The sequence below is a fragment of the Sorangium sp. So ce1014 genome (assembly GCF_051521505.1).
Taxonomy (GTDB): Bacteria; Myxococcota_A; Polyangia; order Polyangiales; family Polyangiaceae; genus Sorangium.
The window spans coordinates 7,936,592-7,950,729 of sequence record NZ_CP150356.1 but is presented as its reverse complement, the minus strand read 5'-3'; the positions used below and the strand labels follow the sequence as shown (position 1 = coordinate 7,950,729).

General features: G+C 74.8%; 10 protein-coding genes. 1 reads left to right on the top strand and 9 read right to left on the bottom strand.

The genetic code is table 11. The features are described 5' to 3' along the window. Nucleotides 1-74 precede the first annotated feature (74 nt). Entirely contained in the window at nt 75-1,712 is a 1,638-nt protein-coding gene (locus tag WME75_RS29935; protein WP_437478186.1) for a glucose-6-phosphate isomerase, read from the top strand. A 109-nt stretch (nt 1,713-1,821) separates the two neighbouring features. Here the strand turns inward: WME75_RS29935 and WME75_RS29930 are convergent, their stop codons facing one another. From WME75_RS29930 to WME75_RS29890, 9 genes are all read right to left on the bottom strand, one after another. Then, nucleotides 1,822-2,547 (bottom strand): hypothetical protein, encoded by a 726-nt coding sequence (locus WME75_RS29930; protein ID WP_437478183.1) that lies wholly within the window; start codon nt 2,545-2,547, stop codon nt 1,822-1,824. Between the two features lie 46 nt (nt 2,548-2,593). Continuing rightward, complete coding sequence (locus WME75_RS29925) at nt 2,594-3,367, bottom strand: hypothetical protein (protein ID WP_437478180.1); 774 nt, start codon at nt 3,365-3,367, stop codon at nt 2,594-2,596. A gap of 120 nt (nt 3,368-3,487) precedes the next feature. Continuing rightward, a complete protein-coding gene (locus WME75_RS29920; protein WP_437478177.1) occupies nt 3,488-4,924 on the bottom strand; it encodes a S41 family peptidase in 1,437 nt (478 codons plus the stop codon). A gap of 262 nt (nt 4,925-5,186) precedes the next feature. Beyond that, entirely contained in the window at nt 5,187-6,740 is a 1,554-nt protein-coding gene (locus WME75_RS29915; protein ID WP_437478174.1) for a hypothetical protein, read from the bottom strand. Between the two features lie 298 nt (nt 6,741-7,038). Continuing rightward, a complete protein-coding gene (locus WME75_RS29910) occupies nt 7,039-8,727 on the bottom strand; it encodes a hypothetical protein (protein ID WP_437478171.1) in 1,689 nt (562 codons plus the stop codon). 55 nt (nt 8,728-8,782) lie between these two features. Continuing rightward, nucleotides 8,783-9,535, bottom strand: coding sequence for a hypothetical protein (locus tag WME75_RS29905; protein WP_437478169.1), 753 nt, complete (start codon nt 9,533-9,535; stop codon nt 8,783-8,785). Nucleotides 9,536-9,682: 147 nt separating this feature from the next. Further along, nucleotides 9,683-11,299, bottom strand: coding sequence for a hypothetical protein (locus WME75_RS29900; protein WP_437478166.1), 1,617 nt, complete (start codon nt 11,297-11,299; stop codon nt 9,683-9,685). 52 nt (nt 11,300-11,351) lie between these two features. After that, nucleotides 11,352-12,338 (bottom strand): tetratricopeptide repeat protein, encoded by a 987-nt coding sequence (locus tag WME75_RS29895; protein WP_437478163.1) that lies wholly within the window; start codon nt 12,336-12,338, stop codon nt 11,352-11,354. Between the two features lie 10 nt (nt 12,339-12,348). After that, entirely contained in the window at nt 12,349-14,004 is a 1,656-nt protein-coding gene (locus tag WME75_RS29890; RefSeq protein WP_437478160.1) for a protein kinase domain-containing protein, read from the bottom strand. Between the last annotated feature and the right edge of the window lie 134 nt (nt 14,005-14,138).

Below are 14,138 nucleotides of genomic sequence, written 5' to 3'. Positions count from 1 at the left end.
GGGGCGGATCATCGCTCGGACAAGGGGTCCGAGCGCCTGGAGAAACGGTAGGGAGAAGCGGTAGAAGGGGGCCCATGGATCAAGACCGCGCAACCCCGGGTCGAGGACCGGCGCCCGCCGTCCTCCCCTTCGATCGCTTCCGGGCCCACCTCTTCCACGACCCCGGCCTCGGTCTCTGGCTGGACGTGAGCCGGATTCACTTCGAGAAAGATTTTCTCTCCACGATGGAACCGCGCATTCAGGCGGCGCTCGCCGAGATGGCGGCGCTCGAGGGCGGGAGCATCGCGAACCCCGACGAGGACCGCCGGGTTGGCCATTACTGGCTGCGCGCGCCGGAGCTCGCGCCCGAGGCCGCGCTGCGCGCCGCGATCGAGGCGACGAACGCGCGGATCCTGAGCTTCGCGGCGGACGTGCACGCGGCGCGCGTGCGGCCGGAGCGGGCGGCCCGCTTCCGCAAGGTGCTCGTCGTCGGGATCGGCGGCTCGGCGCTCGGGCCGCAGTTCGTCGCGTCGGCGCTGGGGACGCCGGCCGACCGGATGCAGCCGTACTTCTTCGACAACACGGATCCTGACGGGATCGATCGCACGCTGGACGCGATCGGGGACGACCTCGGCGCGACGCTCGCGGTGATCGTCTCGAAGTCGGGCGGGACGAAGGAGACGCGCAACGGGATGCTCGAGCTCGAGGCGGCGTACCGGCGGCTCGGCCTCTCGCTCGGCGCGCACGCGATCGCGGTGACGGGGGAGGGGAGCGAGCTCGACAGGTTCGCGACGAAGCACGGCTTTCTGGCCCGCTTCCCGATGTGGGACTGGGTCGGCGGGCGGACGAGCGAGCTCTCGGCGGTCGGCCTGCTGCCGGCGGCGCTGCAGGGGCTGTCGATCGTGGAGATGCTGCAGGGGGCGCGCGAGATGGATGAGGTCACGCGCTCGAAGGAGGTGCTCCGGAACCCGGCGGCGCTGCTCGCGCTCGCCTGGTACTCGGCGACGGGCGGCGTGGGCCGGAAGGACATGGTGCTGCTCCCGTACAAGGACAGGCTCGAGCTCTTCTCCCGCTATCTCCAGCAGCTCGTGATGGAGTCGCTGGGCAAGCGGCTCGATCGCCAGGGCAAGGAGGTCTGCCAGGGGATCGCCGTCTACGGCAACAAGGGCTCGACCGATCAGCACGCGTACGTGCAGCAGCTGCGTGACGGGCTCGACAATTTCTTCGTCACGTTCATCGAGGTGCTCCGCGATCGCGCGCCCTCGCGCGGCGCGATCGAGGTCGACCCCGGCGTCACGACGGGCGACTACCTCTCCGGCTTCCTCCAGGGGACGCGCAAGGCGCTCAGCGAGAGCGGGCGGGAGTCGATCTCGATCACGATCGAGGCGGTCGACGCGCGCGCCGTCGGCATGCTGATCGCGCTCTACGAGCGCGCGGTCGGGCTGTATGCGTCGCTCGTGGGCATCAACGCGTACCACCAGCCCGGCGTCGAGGCCGGGAAGAAGGCCGCGCAGGTGGTGCTGGATCTGCAGGCCAAGGTGCTCGCGGCGCTGGCCGCCGGCGCGGGGCGCGCGCTGCCGATCGAGGAGATCGCGCGCGCGGCGGGCACCGACGACGTCGAGACGGTCTTCTGGATCCTGCGCCACCTCGCGGCGAACCCGGACCGCGGCGTCGTTCGGGAGGTGCCGCAGGGGGGCTCGCCGTTCGACGCGACGTACCGGCTGGCGCGGTGAGGGGGCATCCGCCCCGGGGGGGCGCTGCCTTGCGCAGGGCGGGCCCCGGCGGTGCGTGAGGGACGCAAGGAGGCGCCGGGAGCCGAGACGCGCTCCTGGCGCTCGCGCCTCAGAACTGGACGCGCAGGGTCCCGCCGGTCGGGCCGACGAGGAGCTCGGGGGTGTGGAGCGACACCTTGCGCGGGATGTCGCTGCGGACCCAGACCTGCTGGTTGGAGACGAGGCCCGCGACGAGCAGCGCGAAGCCCGTCACCTGGGTGAGCCCGTCGAGGAGCACGAGGGAGCCGGCGACCCGGCCGTCGTCGCTGGAGAAGTCGATGTCCTCGCCCGTGGCGAGCGTGATGAACGGGCCGCCCACCGGCACGAGCAGCGGCGCGTAGCTGCCGGCCCCGCTCTCTCCCTCGGCGAGGATGCTCCCGGCCGTCAGCGCGGAGAGCGCCCACGCGGTGCCGAGGACGATGGTCCCCGCGATCACCAGCCGGCGGCTCATCTGCGTCTCGAGGCGGTAGCCCTCCGGCGGCGGCTCGCGTTCCTTGAAGGGCAGCGTCCGCGGCATGCCGAGGATGACGGGCGGTGCAGTTGGCGCGTAGCCCGGCGGCGGCGGGTAGCCTGGAGGCGCGTAGCCAGGGGGCGCGTAGCCAGGAGGCGCGTAGCCAGGGGGCGCGTAGCCTGGAGGCGGGTAGCCAGGCGGCGCGTAGCCAGGCGGCGGCGGGTAGCCTGCGGGCGGCTGCGCGTCCTGCACGGGCGGTGCGACGCCCTCCGCGGCGGCCGGCGTAGCGAGCGCGAGCACGCCGAGCAGCGAGGCCATCGAGAGGACGGTGCGGATCGCGATCACGTGCGTCTCCCTTCGGGGTGAGAGCTCCCGGCGCAGGATCGCCGGCTCAGAATCGCCATCGGAGCTCCGCGGACGACGGGCCTATCGAGATCGCAGGCCACATGGACGCAGCGTGCTCGGGGCCGCGCGGGCTCACCGAGAACTGGCGCTCCAGATAGACCTCCTCGTGGGCGAAGCCGGCGGCATACAGGAGCAGCCCGCTCACCTGGAGCACGCTGTCCATCGTGAGCCAGAAGAGGCCCGCGCCCTCGACGTCCATGGTCGCCGTGCCGATCATCGGGCCGACGAACGGGATGAACAGCGGCCCGAACTCGTCGAAATCCTCCTCCGCGAGGGTCGCGATGCCCGCGACCGTGAACGAGATCGCGTACGGGACGCCGAACGTCAGGAGCCCCGCCCCGAGGAGCGTGCGGTCCGGCCTGGTCCTGAGCGCGTAGCCGCGCGGGATCGGGTCCCCCTCTTCGTACTGGATGGTCCGCGGGTTCGCCCACGGCGGGAGCGACGGCGGCGGCAAGTAGTAGCCCTGCGGAACGGGCACCAGCGCGCCGCCCGCAGGCGTGGGAGGAGCGCCCGCAGGCGTGGGAGGAGCGCCCGCAGGCGTGGGAGGAGCGCCCGCGGGCGTGGGAGGAGCGCTCGCGGGCGTGGGAGGAGCGCCCGCGGGCGTGGGAGGAGCGCTCGCGGACGTGCTGCCGAGCGCGGGCCCCGGCGGCGCGGCCGGCACCTGCGCGGCCGCCGGTGCGGCCAGCCCGATCAGCGCGGCGAGCAGCGCAGCGGCCTGCGCGCAGCGGGCGCGCGGCGCTGCGAGGCGGCGACGCGGCACGATACTCCCTTCCGTTTGCCCGATCGGCATGCTGGCTCCCGTCGCGCTCGCGCGGCGACTCCAAGGAACTGCGGGTGGCTTCGGTGCAGCGAGGCCAGGATACGCGGACTGCTCGCGAACTCAACGAGGCGCGCACGATGTCCGCGCGTCGCGGCGGGGTGCGCCCGAGGGCGCACCGCGCAGCGCGAGCGCAGCCGCCTCCTCGGCGAGGTCCGCGCCGTCGAGCCGGACGTCGGGCTCGAACCCGCGCAGCTCGGCGAAGTCGCCGAGCGGGTCGCGGAAAGCGCGGGTGCCGAACGAGAGGGTGACGCCCGAGCGCGGGAGCCGGAAGAACGCGATCTCGCCGACGCTCATGCCGCCGCGGGTGTTCTGCCCGGCCACGAGGACGCCCGGGATCTGTCGGACCAGCGCGAGCAGCATCTCGCACGCCGACGCGCAGCCGCGGTCGACCAGGAAGACGGCGCGCCCCTCGAGCGGCCCCGCCGCCCGCCCGCGGATCTGCGCGCCGCGGGTCGTGAGGTCGGCGCGCGGCGCCGTGGCGCCGCGGTCCACGGCGCGCGCCCGCAGGGTCCCGGCGAGGCGCTCGAGCGCGGCGAGGTGATCGACGAAGCGCGGTCGCGCCTCGTCCGGGACGTCGCCGCGAGCGAGCCGCCGGCGGACGCTGTTGGCGCGCCCCTCGGCCGCCGCGACGGAGAGGACCTCGCGCTCGTCGAGCGCGCAGAGCGGCGCGTCGGTGAGCGCGAGCGCGAAGCGCTCGGCGAAGAGGTAGTTGCCGCCGGCGTTGCCGCGCAGATCCACGACGAAGGCGGGCGCTCGCCGCAGCTCGGCCGCGAGCGCAGGGAGCGCCGCCAGCGCCGGGGCGGCGGCGCTGCTGAAGGTGCGGATGGCGAGCACCGGGACGCCATCGCGGCTCCGCGTGAGCTCGACGGGCGGGCCGTGGCCGAGGCGGCGCGGCGAGTCGAGCCGCCGCGGAGGGGCATCGCGCCGCCACGGAGGGGCCGCGAGGGGCGCGGTCTCGGCGGCGGCCGCGCGCTCGAGGCGCGGCGCGGGCGGCGGGGTCGCGGGCGGCGGGGTCGCGGGCGGCGGGGTCGAGGGCGGCGGGGTCGAGGCCAGCCAGAGCGGCGCGCGGCCGCCGTGGCCGAACGCGAGGTGGCCGTCGGGCGCCGCGAACACGTCGCGGAGGAGCCGCGCGAGCTCGCCGGGGCGCCACGCCGCGCGGCTGCGGAGCGCGCCCTGGGCCCGGGCGATCGCGAGCGGCGAGGGCGACGGCGAGCGCCCGTCGAGGCCCGCGTAGGCGTGCTCGAAGGCGTAGCGCGCGTCGTCGAGATCGCGGAGCGCCTCGGCCGCGGACACGGTCCGCGGCTCGCCGTCGAGATCACCGTCGGCGATGCGCAGGCTCCGGAGCGGCGCCGGCTCCGTCGCGGGGGAGAGCGCCGGCGCCGGGGCGCAGGAGAGCGCGGCGCAGGAGAGCGCCGCGCACGCGAGCAAGGCGCAGGAGAGCGCCGCGGTCGCGGTCGCGGCGCGGCGCGGCCGGCGGAGCGAGCTGCTGGCGGGCATCGCGCGCGAGGTTGCGACGGCGCGCCTCGCCGGCGCAACCGGAGCCGCTCGGGCTCGTGAAGCAGGTCACGGCATCCGAGCGAGATCCAGGGCTCCGGCGCGACGGCGAGGCGCCCCCGAGGTCGAGCCAGGCGCCTGCGGCCCCTGGCTCTGGATCCGGAGACCGATCTCGTGCTCGCGAAGATCTCCGGCTGCGAGGAGCCGGGCCGCTGCTCCGCCGGCGGATGCAGGAGCAGCACGGCGGCGCGCGGCGCGACGCCCGTCAGGGCGCGTCGGAGAGCCGCGCGACGAACCCGTGAGGCTCCGCGTCGGCGTGGCTGCCGAGCCGCTCGTCGAGCCCGAGCTCGAGGGGTCCGGTCAGGTTCCCCGCGACGTAGACGGGACCGCCGCGCGCCCCGCCCGCCGCGACGACGCGCAGGTCGGCGGCGCCGTCCCCTTCGAGCGTCGACGCCGAGACGACGTTGCCCGCGCCGTCGAGCCTGATCAGAAACCCTGCCTGCTTCCCCGGCCGGACCGCGAGCTTCCCGGCGGCGCCCAGGTCGATCTCGCCGGTGAACAGCCCCGTGACGTAGATCGCGCCGGCGTCGTCCACCGCCACGCCGGCCGCCGTCTGGATCGCCGCCGCGTCGCCGAACCCGCGGCTCCACACTGTCCCGTGCTCCGAGACGCGCGCCACGAAGGCGTTGTCCGTGCCGCCCGCCTCGGGCATTCGCGGGCAAGGGTCCTCGAAATCGAGCGCTCCGGCATAGCTGCCGGCGATCACGACGTCGCCGTCCGGGAGCCCTGCAGCGCCGTGCGCCGCGACGCGCTGAGCGCCCTCGAGGCGCAGCATCGTGACCTTCTGCGGAGCGCCGTCGCTCGACGCGTAGCGCGCGACGAAGATCCCGCGGCCCTCCGCCGCGCGGGGCGTATCTTCGCCGAACGCGACGGAGCCGCGCGTCGTGTCGTAGTCGCCCACCACCGCCACCGACCCCGCCCCCGACGTCGCGCCGGCGACGAGCGCCCTGACGGTCACGCCCGCTCGCGTCCCGAGGTTGCGGTCCCATTTGCACGCACCCCGCGCCGGCTCGAAGGCGGCGACCAGCACGGACTCCTCCGTCACGGTGCGCTTGAAATTGCACGGGCCGAAGCTCCTGCCCTTGTCCACTGACTCGACGGCGAAGACGACCGCATCGGAGGTCACCGCGAGGCCCCGCGCGGCGGTGCCGCGATCGGAGTCGATGCTCCACGCCCAGGCGCACCGACCCGCCGCATCGAGCGCTGCCACGAAGCTGGGCCGGGTGGTCGTGGCGCCCCCGTGCGGGCCGACGTGACACCGCGCATCGGTGAGGTCGACGCCCTGCGCCGACTCCCCGGCGACGACCGTGACGCCCGCCCCGATGGCCAGGTGCGTGCCCCAGACGCCCGGCGCCGACAGGCCATACCCGCTCTGGCGCACCCCGGTGGAGCTCCACCGCGCCACGGTGAACGAGGCTGTCTCGTTGACGAGGGCCGTCACCGCATCGTCCAGGGCCGCGATGTCCCCCACGTCCACGCCGATCGTGTCGCCCCAGAGGCCCGACGGCGCCGCGATGGCTCCCGGCCTCGCGCCGTTGCAGGCGAGGTCCCCCCCTCCGCTGTCGGCGCCGCCGCCCCCTCCAGCACCCCCGCTGACCGCGGAGGAGCCGCCCGCGGAGGAGGAGGGCGCGCCGTCATCGATCTCGCCTGGATCGGCCTCACCGACCTCGAGGCCGATGAGGGCGTTGCAACCTCCCGCGCCCGCGGCGAACAGCCCAGCGCAGAACACAGCCCGGACCCTCGTGAGAGCGCGCTTCATTGCGTCGACCTCTATTGCACGGCGCAGTCGTGGCCGCCATGAGGCGAGCGCAGACTCAATGACCGGTCCTCTCGAACACGCAGTGTGCCTGAGTCCGGGCCGGCAGAGCGTCATGCGGCCCCGGACGGGGCGTCTCTGCTGCTCACGACGTCTTCTGGAAACACAATGTTGCGCGCGGATCAACAGAGCCGCCCTTGAAGTCGACCGCAGGGATCCCCTTACGCCTCATGGCCGCTGAGGCCGTACGGGACGCGAGCGCGGCGCCGGCGCTTCCAGCTGTGCTCGCCGCGATCGCGGATCAGCGCATGCCCGAGAGCCTCGCGACGAACCCGTGCGATTCCGGATCGCCGTCGCTGCCGAGCGGTTTATCGAGCCCGGGGAGGTCGAGGGTCCCCGTCACGGCGCCTGCGACATAGAGAGGCTCGCCGGATGTCCCGCTCGCCGCGACGACCCGCAGGGCGACGGAGCCGTCTCCCTCGAACCGGGCCGCCGAGATGAGGTTGCCTTGGGCATCCAGCCTCATCAGGAATCCCGCCCGCTTCCGGGAGGTCGTGAGCATCCCGGCGCTCCCCAGCGCGATCGCGCCCGTGAACTCGCCCGTGACATAGATCGAGCCACCCTCGTCCACCGCCACGCCGGCGGCGACCTGGCTCTCCGTCGCGTCGCCGAACCCGCGGCTCCACACGACGCCATCGTCCGAGACGCGCGCGATGAAGAAGTTCTCCGTCTCCCCCGCGTCGGGCAGCGCCGGGCAGCGATCGCCGAAGCTGATGCGCCCGCGGTACGTGCCGGCGATCACGACGTCGCCGCCCGGGAGCAGCGCGGCCCCGTGCTGCGCCACCTGCTGATCGCCGTCGAGGTTCAGCGGCTTCACGTCCTGCAGGGCGCCGTTGCTCGACACGTAGCGTGCGATGAAGACATCGCGGCGCTGCGAGGCGAAGGGGGTGTCTCCGCCGAACGAGACGTCTCCGCTGAGCGAGTCGTAGTCGCCCACGACGGTCAAGAGCCTCGACCCTGACCTCGTGTCGGCGGCGATCGCCTTGACGGTCACGGCCGCTCGCGGTCCGAGGCGGCGCTGCCACCTGCACGCGCCGTCCGCCGGGTAGAGCGCGGCGAGCAGCGCCGAATCCGCCGGGATGTCCCCGGGCGCGCACGGCCCGAAGCTCCTGCCGGCGTCCGACACGTCGACGGCGAAGACGACCGCCTCGGAGGTCGCCGCGAGGCCGCGCGCGGTGGTGCCGTGCTCGGCGTCGACGCTCCACACCCACCCGCACTTGCCCTCTGGACCGAGCGCTGCCACGAAGCTCGTCGTGAAGGCGGTCCCGAGCAGAGCAGGGCCGACGCGGCATGCGCTGAGGTTCCCGGTGGGCAGGTTGACGGCCCCCTCGGACTCCCCGGTCACATAGGTGAAGTCACTGCCGGCAGCCAGGTGCAAACCCCACACGCCCTTCGCCGCCAGCCCGTACCGGCTGTCGCGCGCCCCGCCGGCGCTCCACTTCGCGACCGTGAACTGATACGCCGCATCGTCGAGGACATCCGTGACGACGGCCGTCAACGCGCCGCCCGATGCGGCGAGGTCGCCCACGTCGAAGCCGAGGGTCTCGCCCCACTCGGCCGCCGGCTCGATGATGGCGCCCCCGGCGTCGCTGCACACCGGGCTCCCGCCGCCGCTGCCCCCGCCGCCGCTGCCCCCGCCGCCGCTGCCCCCGTCGCCCGAGCCCCCGCCGCCCGACTCTCCGGCGCCGGAGCCACCCGCACCGGAGCCACCCGCGCCCATGCCGCCCGTTCCCATGCCGCCCGTGCCCGAGCCGCCCGTGCCCGAGACCTCCGAGGAGGAGGTCGCGCCCGGGGCCGCGCCCGCGCCGGCCTGCGATGAATCCAGCTCGCCGACCTCGAGCCCGATGAGCGCGTTGCAGCCGCCCGCCACGGCGGCGAACAGGCCGGCGCAGGACACGACGGATCGGATCGTACGAGGTTCGCGTTTCATCGGATCGGCTCTCCGCTGCGTGGCATCCCCGAGGCCGCCATCGCGCCGGCGCGGGTCAATGGCAGGCCCTGAGGTATGTATCGTAGGTGATGACGGACTGGCAGGTGAGGTTGCAGGACCCGAACGGGCCCCGTCCCCCGCACGGGACGTCCGACAGAAACACGTTGCTCGCCACGCCACACACGAGGAGGCCGGTGCATTTGACCGCGCCGAACTCCGGCTCTGCCGCGCCGCTGCAGTCGTAGTCGAAGCCGCCCCCCGGCCTGATCGGCGTGTCGTAGAACACGCTGGGCTGGCCGGGGTGGACCGAGGGGTTGTCGTCGTTGCAGTCGTCGCCGCCCTCGCACGCGGTCGAACGATAGCCGTCTTCGTCGGCGTCGCAGTTGACGCTGCCGCCCCCCCCGGAGCCGGAGGCGGCCGAGCTGGAGCTCGCGCTGGAGCTCGCCGCGCCGCCGCCGGAGCCGGAGACGGCCGAGGTGGAGCTCGCGCTGGAGGTCGCCGCGCCGCCGCCCGCGCCGCCGCCGCCGCCGTCACCGCCCGCGCCGCCGGAGCCGGAGCCTGCCGCGCCGCCGCCGTCCCCGCCCGCGCCGGAGGTCACCGCGCCTCCGCCGGAGCCCGCCGCGTCCGAGGACGAGGACGAGGCGGCGGTGCTCGCCGACGACGTGGTGGCGCCGGCTCCGCCAGCGCTCGCGGCGCTCGTGTCGTCGGTGAACGTGGCGTCGGGGAAATCACACCCCGCGGCGGCGCTCAGAGCGGCGGCGGCGGCGGTGGGGAGAGCCAGGTGGAAACATCGGTAAAGCGAGCGCATGCATGAATGGAAGCTGCCGATCCCACCGGCGTCAACCGGCGGCTGGATTATGCGCCGCGCCGCGCCGCACCGTGGCAGGCTCTGCGGTGTCGTGTGGAAATGTCGTGGACTGTTCGCCGGGCGCGCGCTCGAGGCCGCGCGCGGCGGTCACGGCATGCCCTTCAACCGAGCGATGAACCCTTCTCCCGGCGCCTGGATGGGATGGTCGTTGATGGGCACGAGAGGGGACGTGTCCGTCAGCTCACCCGCGATGGTGAGCGGATCGCCGAGCGTCGCGCCCGGCGCGACCGACCAGACAGCCACGGTGCCGGCCCCCGCGAGCGTGGTGGCCGAGAGGACGTTGCCGCCCGGACTGAGCACGATCAGATAGCTCGACAGGTGATCCGCCTCGGCCGCGAGCCTCTCGCCGGGCCCCAGAGGGATCTCGCCCTCGAGCGTCCCCGCCACGTAGATCGAGCCGTCGCTGTCCACTTCGAGGCTGACGGCCATCTGATCTGCCGCGGCGTCGCCGAATCCACGGCTCCAGACCACTCCACCCTTCGAGACGCGCGCGACGAAGGTGTTCTCCGTATTCCCCGCCTCCGGCAGGAGCGGGCAGTCGTCCTGGAAGCTGAAGGACGGCCCGGTGTACGTCCCGGAGATCACGACGTCGCCGCCCGGGAGCAGCGCGGCTCCGTGTCGCGCCGCCGACTGGCTTCCAGGGGCCCTGAGCGGGATGACCTCCGTCACCTCGCCGTCCTCGAGCTGGACGCGCGCCACGAACAGGTCGCGATCCGGCGTGGCGGGGAGCTCTTTCGTCTGGATCTTGATCGCCCCCTCCGGCGCATCGTAGTCGCCGACGACGAGCACCTCCCCGGTCTCCGGGGCGGCGACGAGCTCTTCGACGCGCACGGTCGCGGTGGTCTCGAACGCGAGATTCCAGATGCACATGCCGTCCGGGTCAAGCCCCACGAGCTCCGTGGACCCGCGCTCGTCGCCGGTCCCGAGGATGCAATCGCCGGTGCTCGCGCGCGCCGCTCCCGACACCGAGACAGCGAACACGACCCGCTTGGGCGTCGCCGCCAGAGCGATGGGGGAGGTGTTGAGCGCGGCATCGACGCTCCAGATCCATTTGCATTTGCCCAGCTCGTCGAGCGCCGCCAGAAAGCTCGGTTTACGCCCGGTATCGGCGTGCGCGCCGACCGAGCACCCGCCATCGGGCGTGAGCAAGGTGAACGGCGCATCCGACGACCCGGTCACGTAGGCGACGTCCGAGAGGACGAGGAGGTGCTCGGGCCAGACGCTGCCGGGCAGGTCGCCGGTCCGCATCCCGTACGCGCCGTCGAGGGTCCCGGAGGGGTCCCATCTCGCCACCGAGAACCCGACCTTGTCGGACGCGGTGGCGACCCCTCGGCTTTCCTTGACGATCGCCGTCACCGCGCCGTCCAGCGCCGCGATGCCGGCGACCGACAGGCCCGACAGCCGTCCCCACGCGCTCGACGGCGCGCGGACAGCCCCCTCGCGGACATGGCTGCAGAGCGCCTCCTCCCCGCCGCCGCCACCCCCGCCGCCGCCGCCACCCCCGCCGCCGCTGCCACCCTCGCCGCCGCCACCCCCGCCATGGCCGCCGCCGCCCGCGCCGCCCGCGGACACGCTCGCCGACGTCGCGCCCGCGCTGCCGGACGATGAGTCCAGCTCGCCGACCTCGAGCCCGATGATCGCGTTGCAGCCCCCTGCGGCCGCGACGACGAGCAGCCCGGCGCAGAACAGGGGTCGAGTGCTCATGAGATCGCGCGTCATCTTCCCGCCTCCCGTGGCGCGGCGCGTGCGGCCGCCGTCAAAAGATCACCTTCGCCACGGCGCCTCCCGGCACCACGCCCACCATCGCCCTGGGGGCCGACGACGCCTGCGCCGGGGAAGGCGCCGTGAAGATGAGCACCGCGCCGGCGCCCAGCGCCGCCGCCCCGACGAGGAACGCGACCGTCGAGATCGTCCCTGCGGTCGCGCCCTGCTCCTGCAGCCGGATCCCCTGTTCCCCGCAGACGTTGGCCTCGTTGCAGTAGGCCTCGGCGTCGCCCTTCTTCCCGAGCGCGCGCAGCCCGAACGCGGCGCCGAGGCCGATCCCGACCGCGCCGACGCCGGCGCCGATCCAGCCGGCCGTTCGCCAGGTCGAGCTCCCCGTTCCTTGCGAGCCCTCCTTCGGGGGGAGCGCGGGCCCTGCGCTCGCGCCGCCGGCCGCGGGCTCCTCCGGCGCAACGACCAGCTCGGCCTGCGCGCCCTCGGCGAGCTGCGCCGTGAACGTCTTCTGCTTCCGGCCCGGCGCCGTCGCCGTCACCTGGACCTCGCCCGGGTCCACGGGCAACGGCGCGCCCAGCGAGCCCGCGCCGACCGGGATGCCCGAGCGCCGCACGGCGGTGTCCACCGGCGCGCCGGGCGCGAGCCGGATGGTGAGCCTCGGCACGCGGCCCTCCAGGGCGGCGGCGCGCGCCTGCGCGATGGGGCGCCGGTCGTCGTTCGCCGGCAGGTCGCGCGCGAGCTGCCGGAAGATCGACCATGCGGTCGCGATCTTGCCGCGCTTCTCCTCGCAGTCGCCGAGGTTGAGCAGCGCCCCGGGCGCCGGATCGAGCTCGTAGCTCTCCCGGAACTTCGGGCACGCGGTCTCGTAGTCCTTCGCCTGGAGCGCCGCCCTGCCGGCGTCGAACAGCGCCTCTGCCGCCGCGGGATCGCGCGCCTGCGCCGAGGCGTCGGGGCAGGCGAGGAGCGCGGCCCCTCCCAGGGCGAGCACCTCGGCCGGGAATCGTCTACGCGAGCTCAATCTACCCATCCGTGCGACCTCAACGTCTCCGGTTGTACGGGTCCTCTGCCGGCGTCGGCGCGGGCGTCGACGCGGGCGCCGGCGTCGGCGCGGGCGGCGTCTTCACCGGCGCGGTCGCGGGCGGTCGCGCCTTGCCCCCCGCGGCGGGCCTCGAGGTGGCCGCGGTCGCGCTCGACGGCGTCCCGGTCGCGGACGCGCTCGGCGTGGGCGCGGGCGGCGGCGTGGGCACGGGCGCGGACGGCGCGATCGCCGGGACCGCATCGCCGGACGGAGCGGGCTGCGCGCCCGCACCGGGCGAGCCCGCGCCGCCGGGTGGCTCCGGCTCTGCCCCGGCGTTCTCGGCTGGGCGCGGCTCGGCCTCCACCGCGGACCCGCTGGACGGGTGCTCTGCGTCCCCGCCCGGGCTCCCCCGCTGCGACCACACGAGCGCGACGAGGGCACCCACGGCCAGCGCGCCGGCGCCGGCCAGGATCGCGCCCAGGACCGCCGAGCGCGGCGCCGGGCGCTCCGTGCCGACCGAGCGCTCCACGACCGGCGAGACCGTGCCGGCGCTGGCCGTGCCGCCGCCGGCCGAGCCGGCGCTGACCGCGCCGCCGCTCCCCGGGCTCGCCGCGGTGAACTCCGTGCCGCGCGGCCCGCTCCCCGGGCCTCGCGCCTGCACGGTCGGGCGCCCGGGATCCGAGAACATGGGCGCGCGCCCCGGATCCGGGTGCGCGGACCTGCGCCCCGGATCCGGGTGCGCGGACCTGCGCGCCGGATCCGCGTGCGAGCCCGGGGCCGGGTCGAACGCCGCGCCCCCGCGCGCCTGGCGGAGCGCGCGCTGCATCGCAAGGGCGTTCGGCCAGCGCCGGTCGGGATCGAACGCGAGGGCCACGTCCATGACGGCGGCGATCGGCGGGGGGACGGCGGGCAGGACGCTGCCCACGGGCGGCGCCGGCTGGGTCATGGCGGCGAGCAGGAGCAGCGGGAATGTCTCGGCCTCGTGCACGTACCGCCCCGAGAGGAGCTGGAACATCGTGCTCCCGACGGCCCAGAGATCGGTGCGCGCGTCGACCTTGTCCCACTGTCCCCGTGCCTGCTCGGGCGGCATGAACTGCGGCGTCCCCATCAGGGTGCCGGCGCGCGTTGTCGCGTTGTTCGCCGGGGACGAGAGCTCGCGCAGCCGTGCGATGCCGAAATCGAGCACCTTCAGCTGTCCCTGGCGCGTGAGGAACAGGTTCTCCGGCTTGAGGTCGCGGTGCACGATCCCGCGCTCGTGCGCGACGGCGAGCACGTCGAGCAGGTCGTCGGCGATGCCGAGCACCTCGTTCACGCCGAGCATGCCGGTCGGCTCGCGCGCGCGGCGCGCCTCGACCGTCTCGCCCTCGAGCAGCTCCATGACCAGGAACACCGAGCCGTCGTCGGTCACGTCGTCGTCGAGCACCCGGACGATGCCCGGGTGGTCCACGCGGTTGGCGACGTAGCCCTCGCGCAGGAACCGCGAGCGCGCTTCCTGGTCCTCGGACAGCTCGCGGCGGAGGATCTTCACCGCGCCGCGCATCCCGTTGCGGTGCGTGCCGGCGTAGACCATGGCCATGCCGCCGAAGCCGAGCAGGTGCTCCAGGCGCCACTTGCCGCGCAGGACCTGGCCTACCAGCGCCTCCGGCCGGAAGCCCTCGGGTTCGACTCGGGTCATCGGCGAAGACCACCCCCGGTCGTGGCCACGGGGATCATCGCGGCGCCGGCCAGGCCGGCGACGCCCGCGCGGCGAGAGCGGCAGGGATGGCTGACGGGCGCGCGGGGCATGACGGGCGCATGTTACCCCGGTCT

Bases quoted from the DNA above. Each gene is read 5' to 3' on its own strand.
- WME75_RS29915 (WP_437478174.1), bottom strand. From the start codon at position 6,740: ATGAAGCGCGCTCTCACGAGGGTCCGGGCTGTGTTCTGCGCTGGGCTG.
- WME75_RS29910 (WP_437478171.1), bottom strand. From the start codon at position 8,727: ATGAAACGCGAACCTCGTACGATCCGATCCGTCGTGTCCTGCGCCGGC.
- WME75_RS29890 (WP_437478160.1), bottom strand. From the start codon at position 14,004: ATGACCCGAGTCGAACCCGAGGGCTTCCGGCCGGAGGCGCTGGTAGGC.
- WME75_RS29895 (WP_437478163.1), bottom strand. From the start codon at position 12,338: ATGGGTAGATTGAGCTCGCGTAGACGATTCCCGGCCGAGGTGCTCGCC.
- WME75_RS29905 (WP_437478169.1), bottom strand. From the start codon at position 9,535: ATGCGCTCGCTTTACCGATGTTTCCACCTGGCTCTCCCCACCGCCGCC.
- WME75_RS29900 (WP_437478166.1), bottom strand. From the start codon at position 11,299: ATGAGCACTCGACCCCTGTTCTGCGCCGGGCTGCTCGTCGTCGCGGCC.
- WME75_RS29920 (WP_437478177.1), bottom strand. From the start codon at position 4,924: ATGCCCGCCAGCAGCTCGCTCCGCCGGCCGCGCCGCGCCGCGACCGCG.
- WME75_RS29935 (WP_437478186.1), top strand. From the start codon at position 75: ATGGATCAAGACCGCGCAACCCCGGGTCGAGGACCGGCGCCCGCCGTC.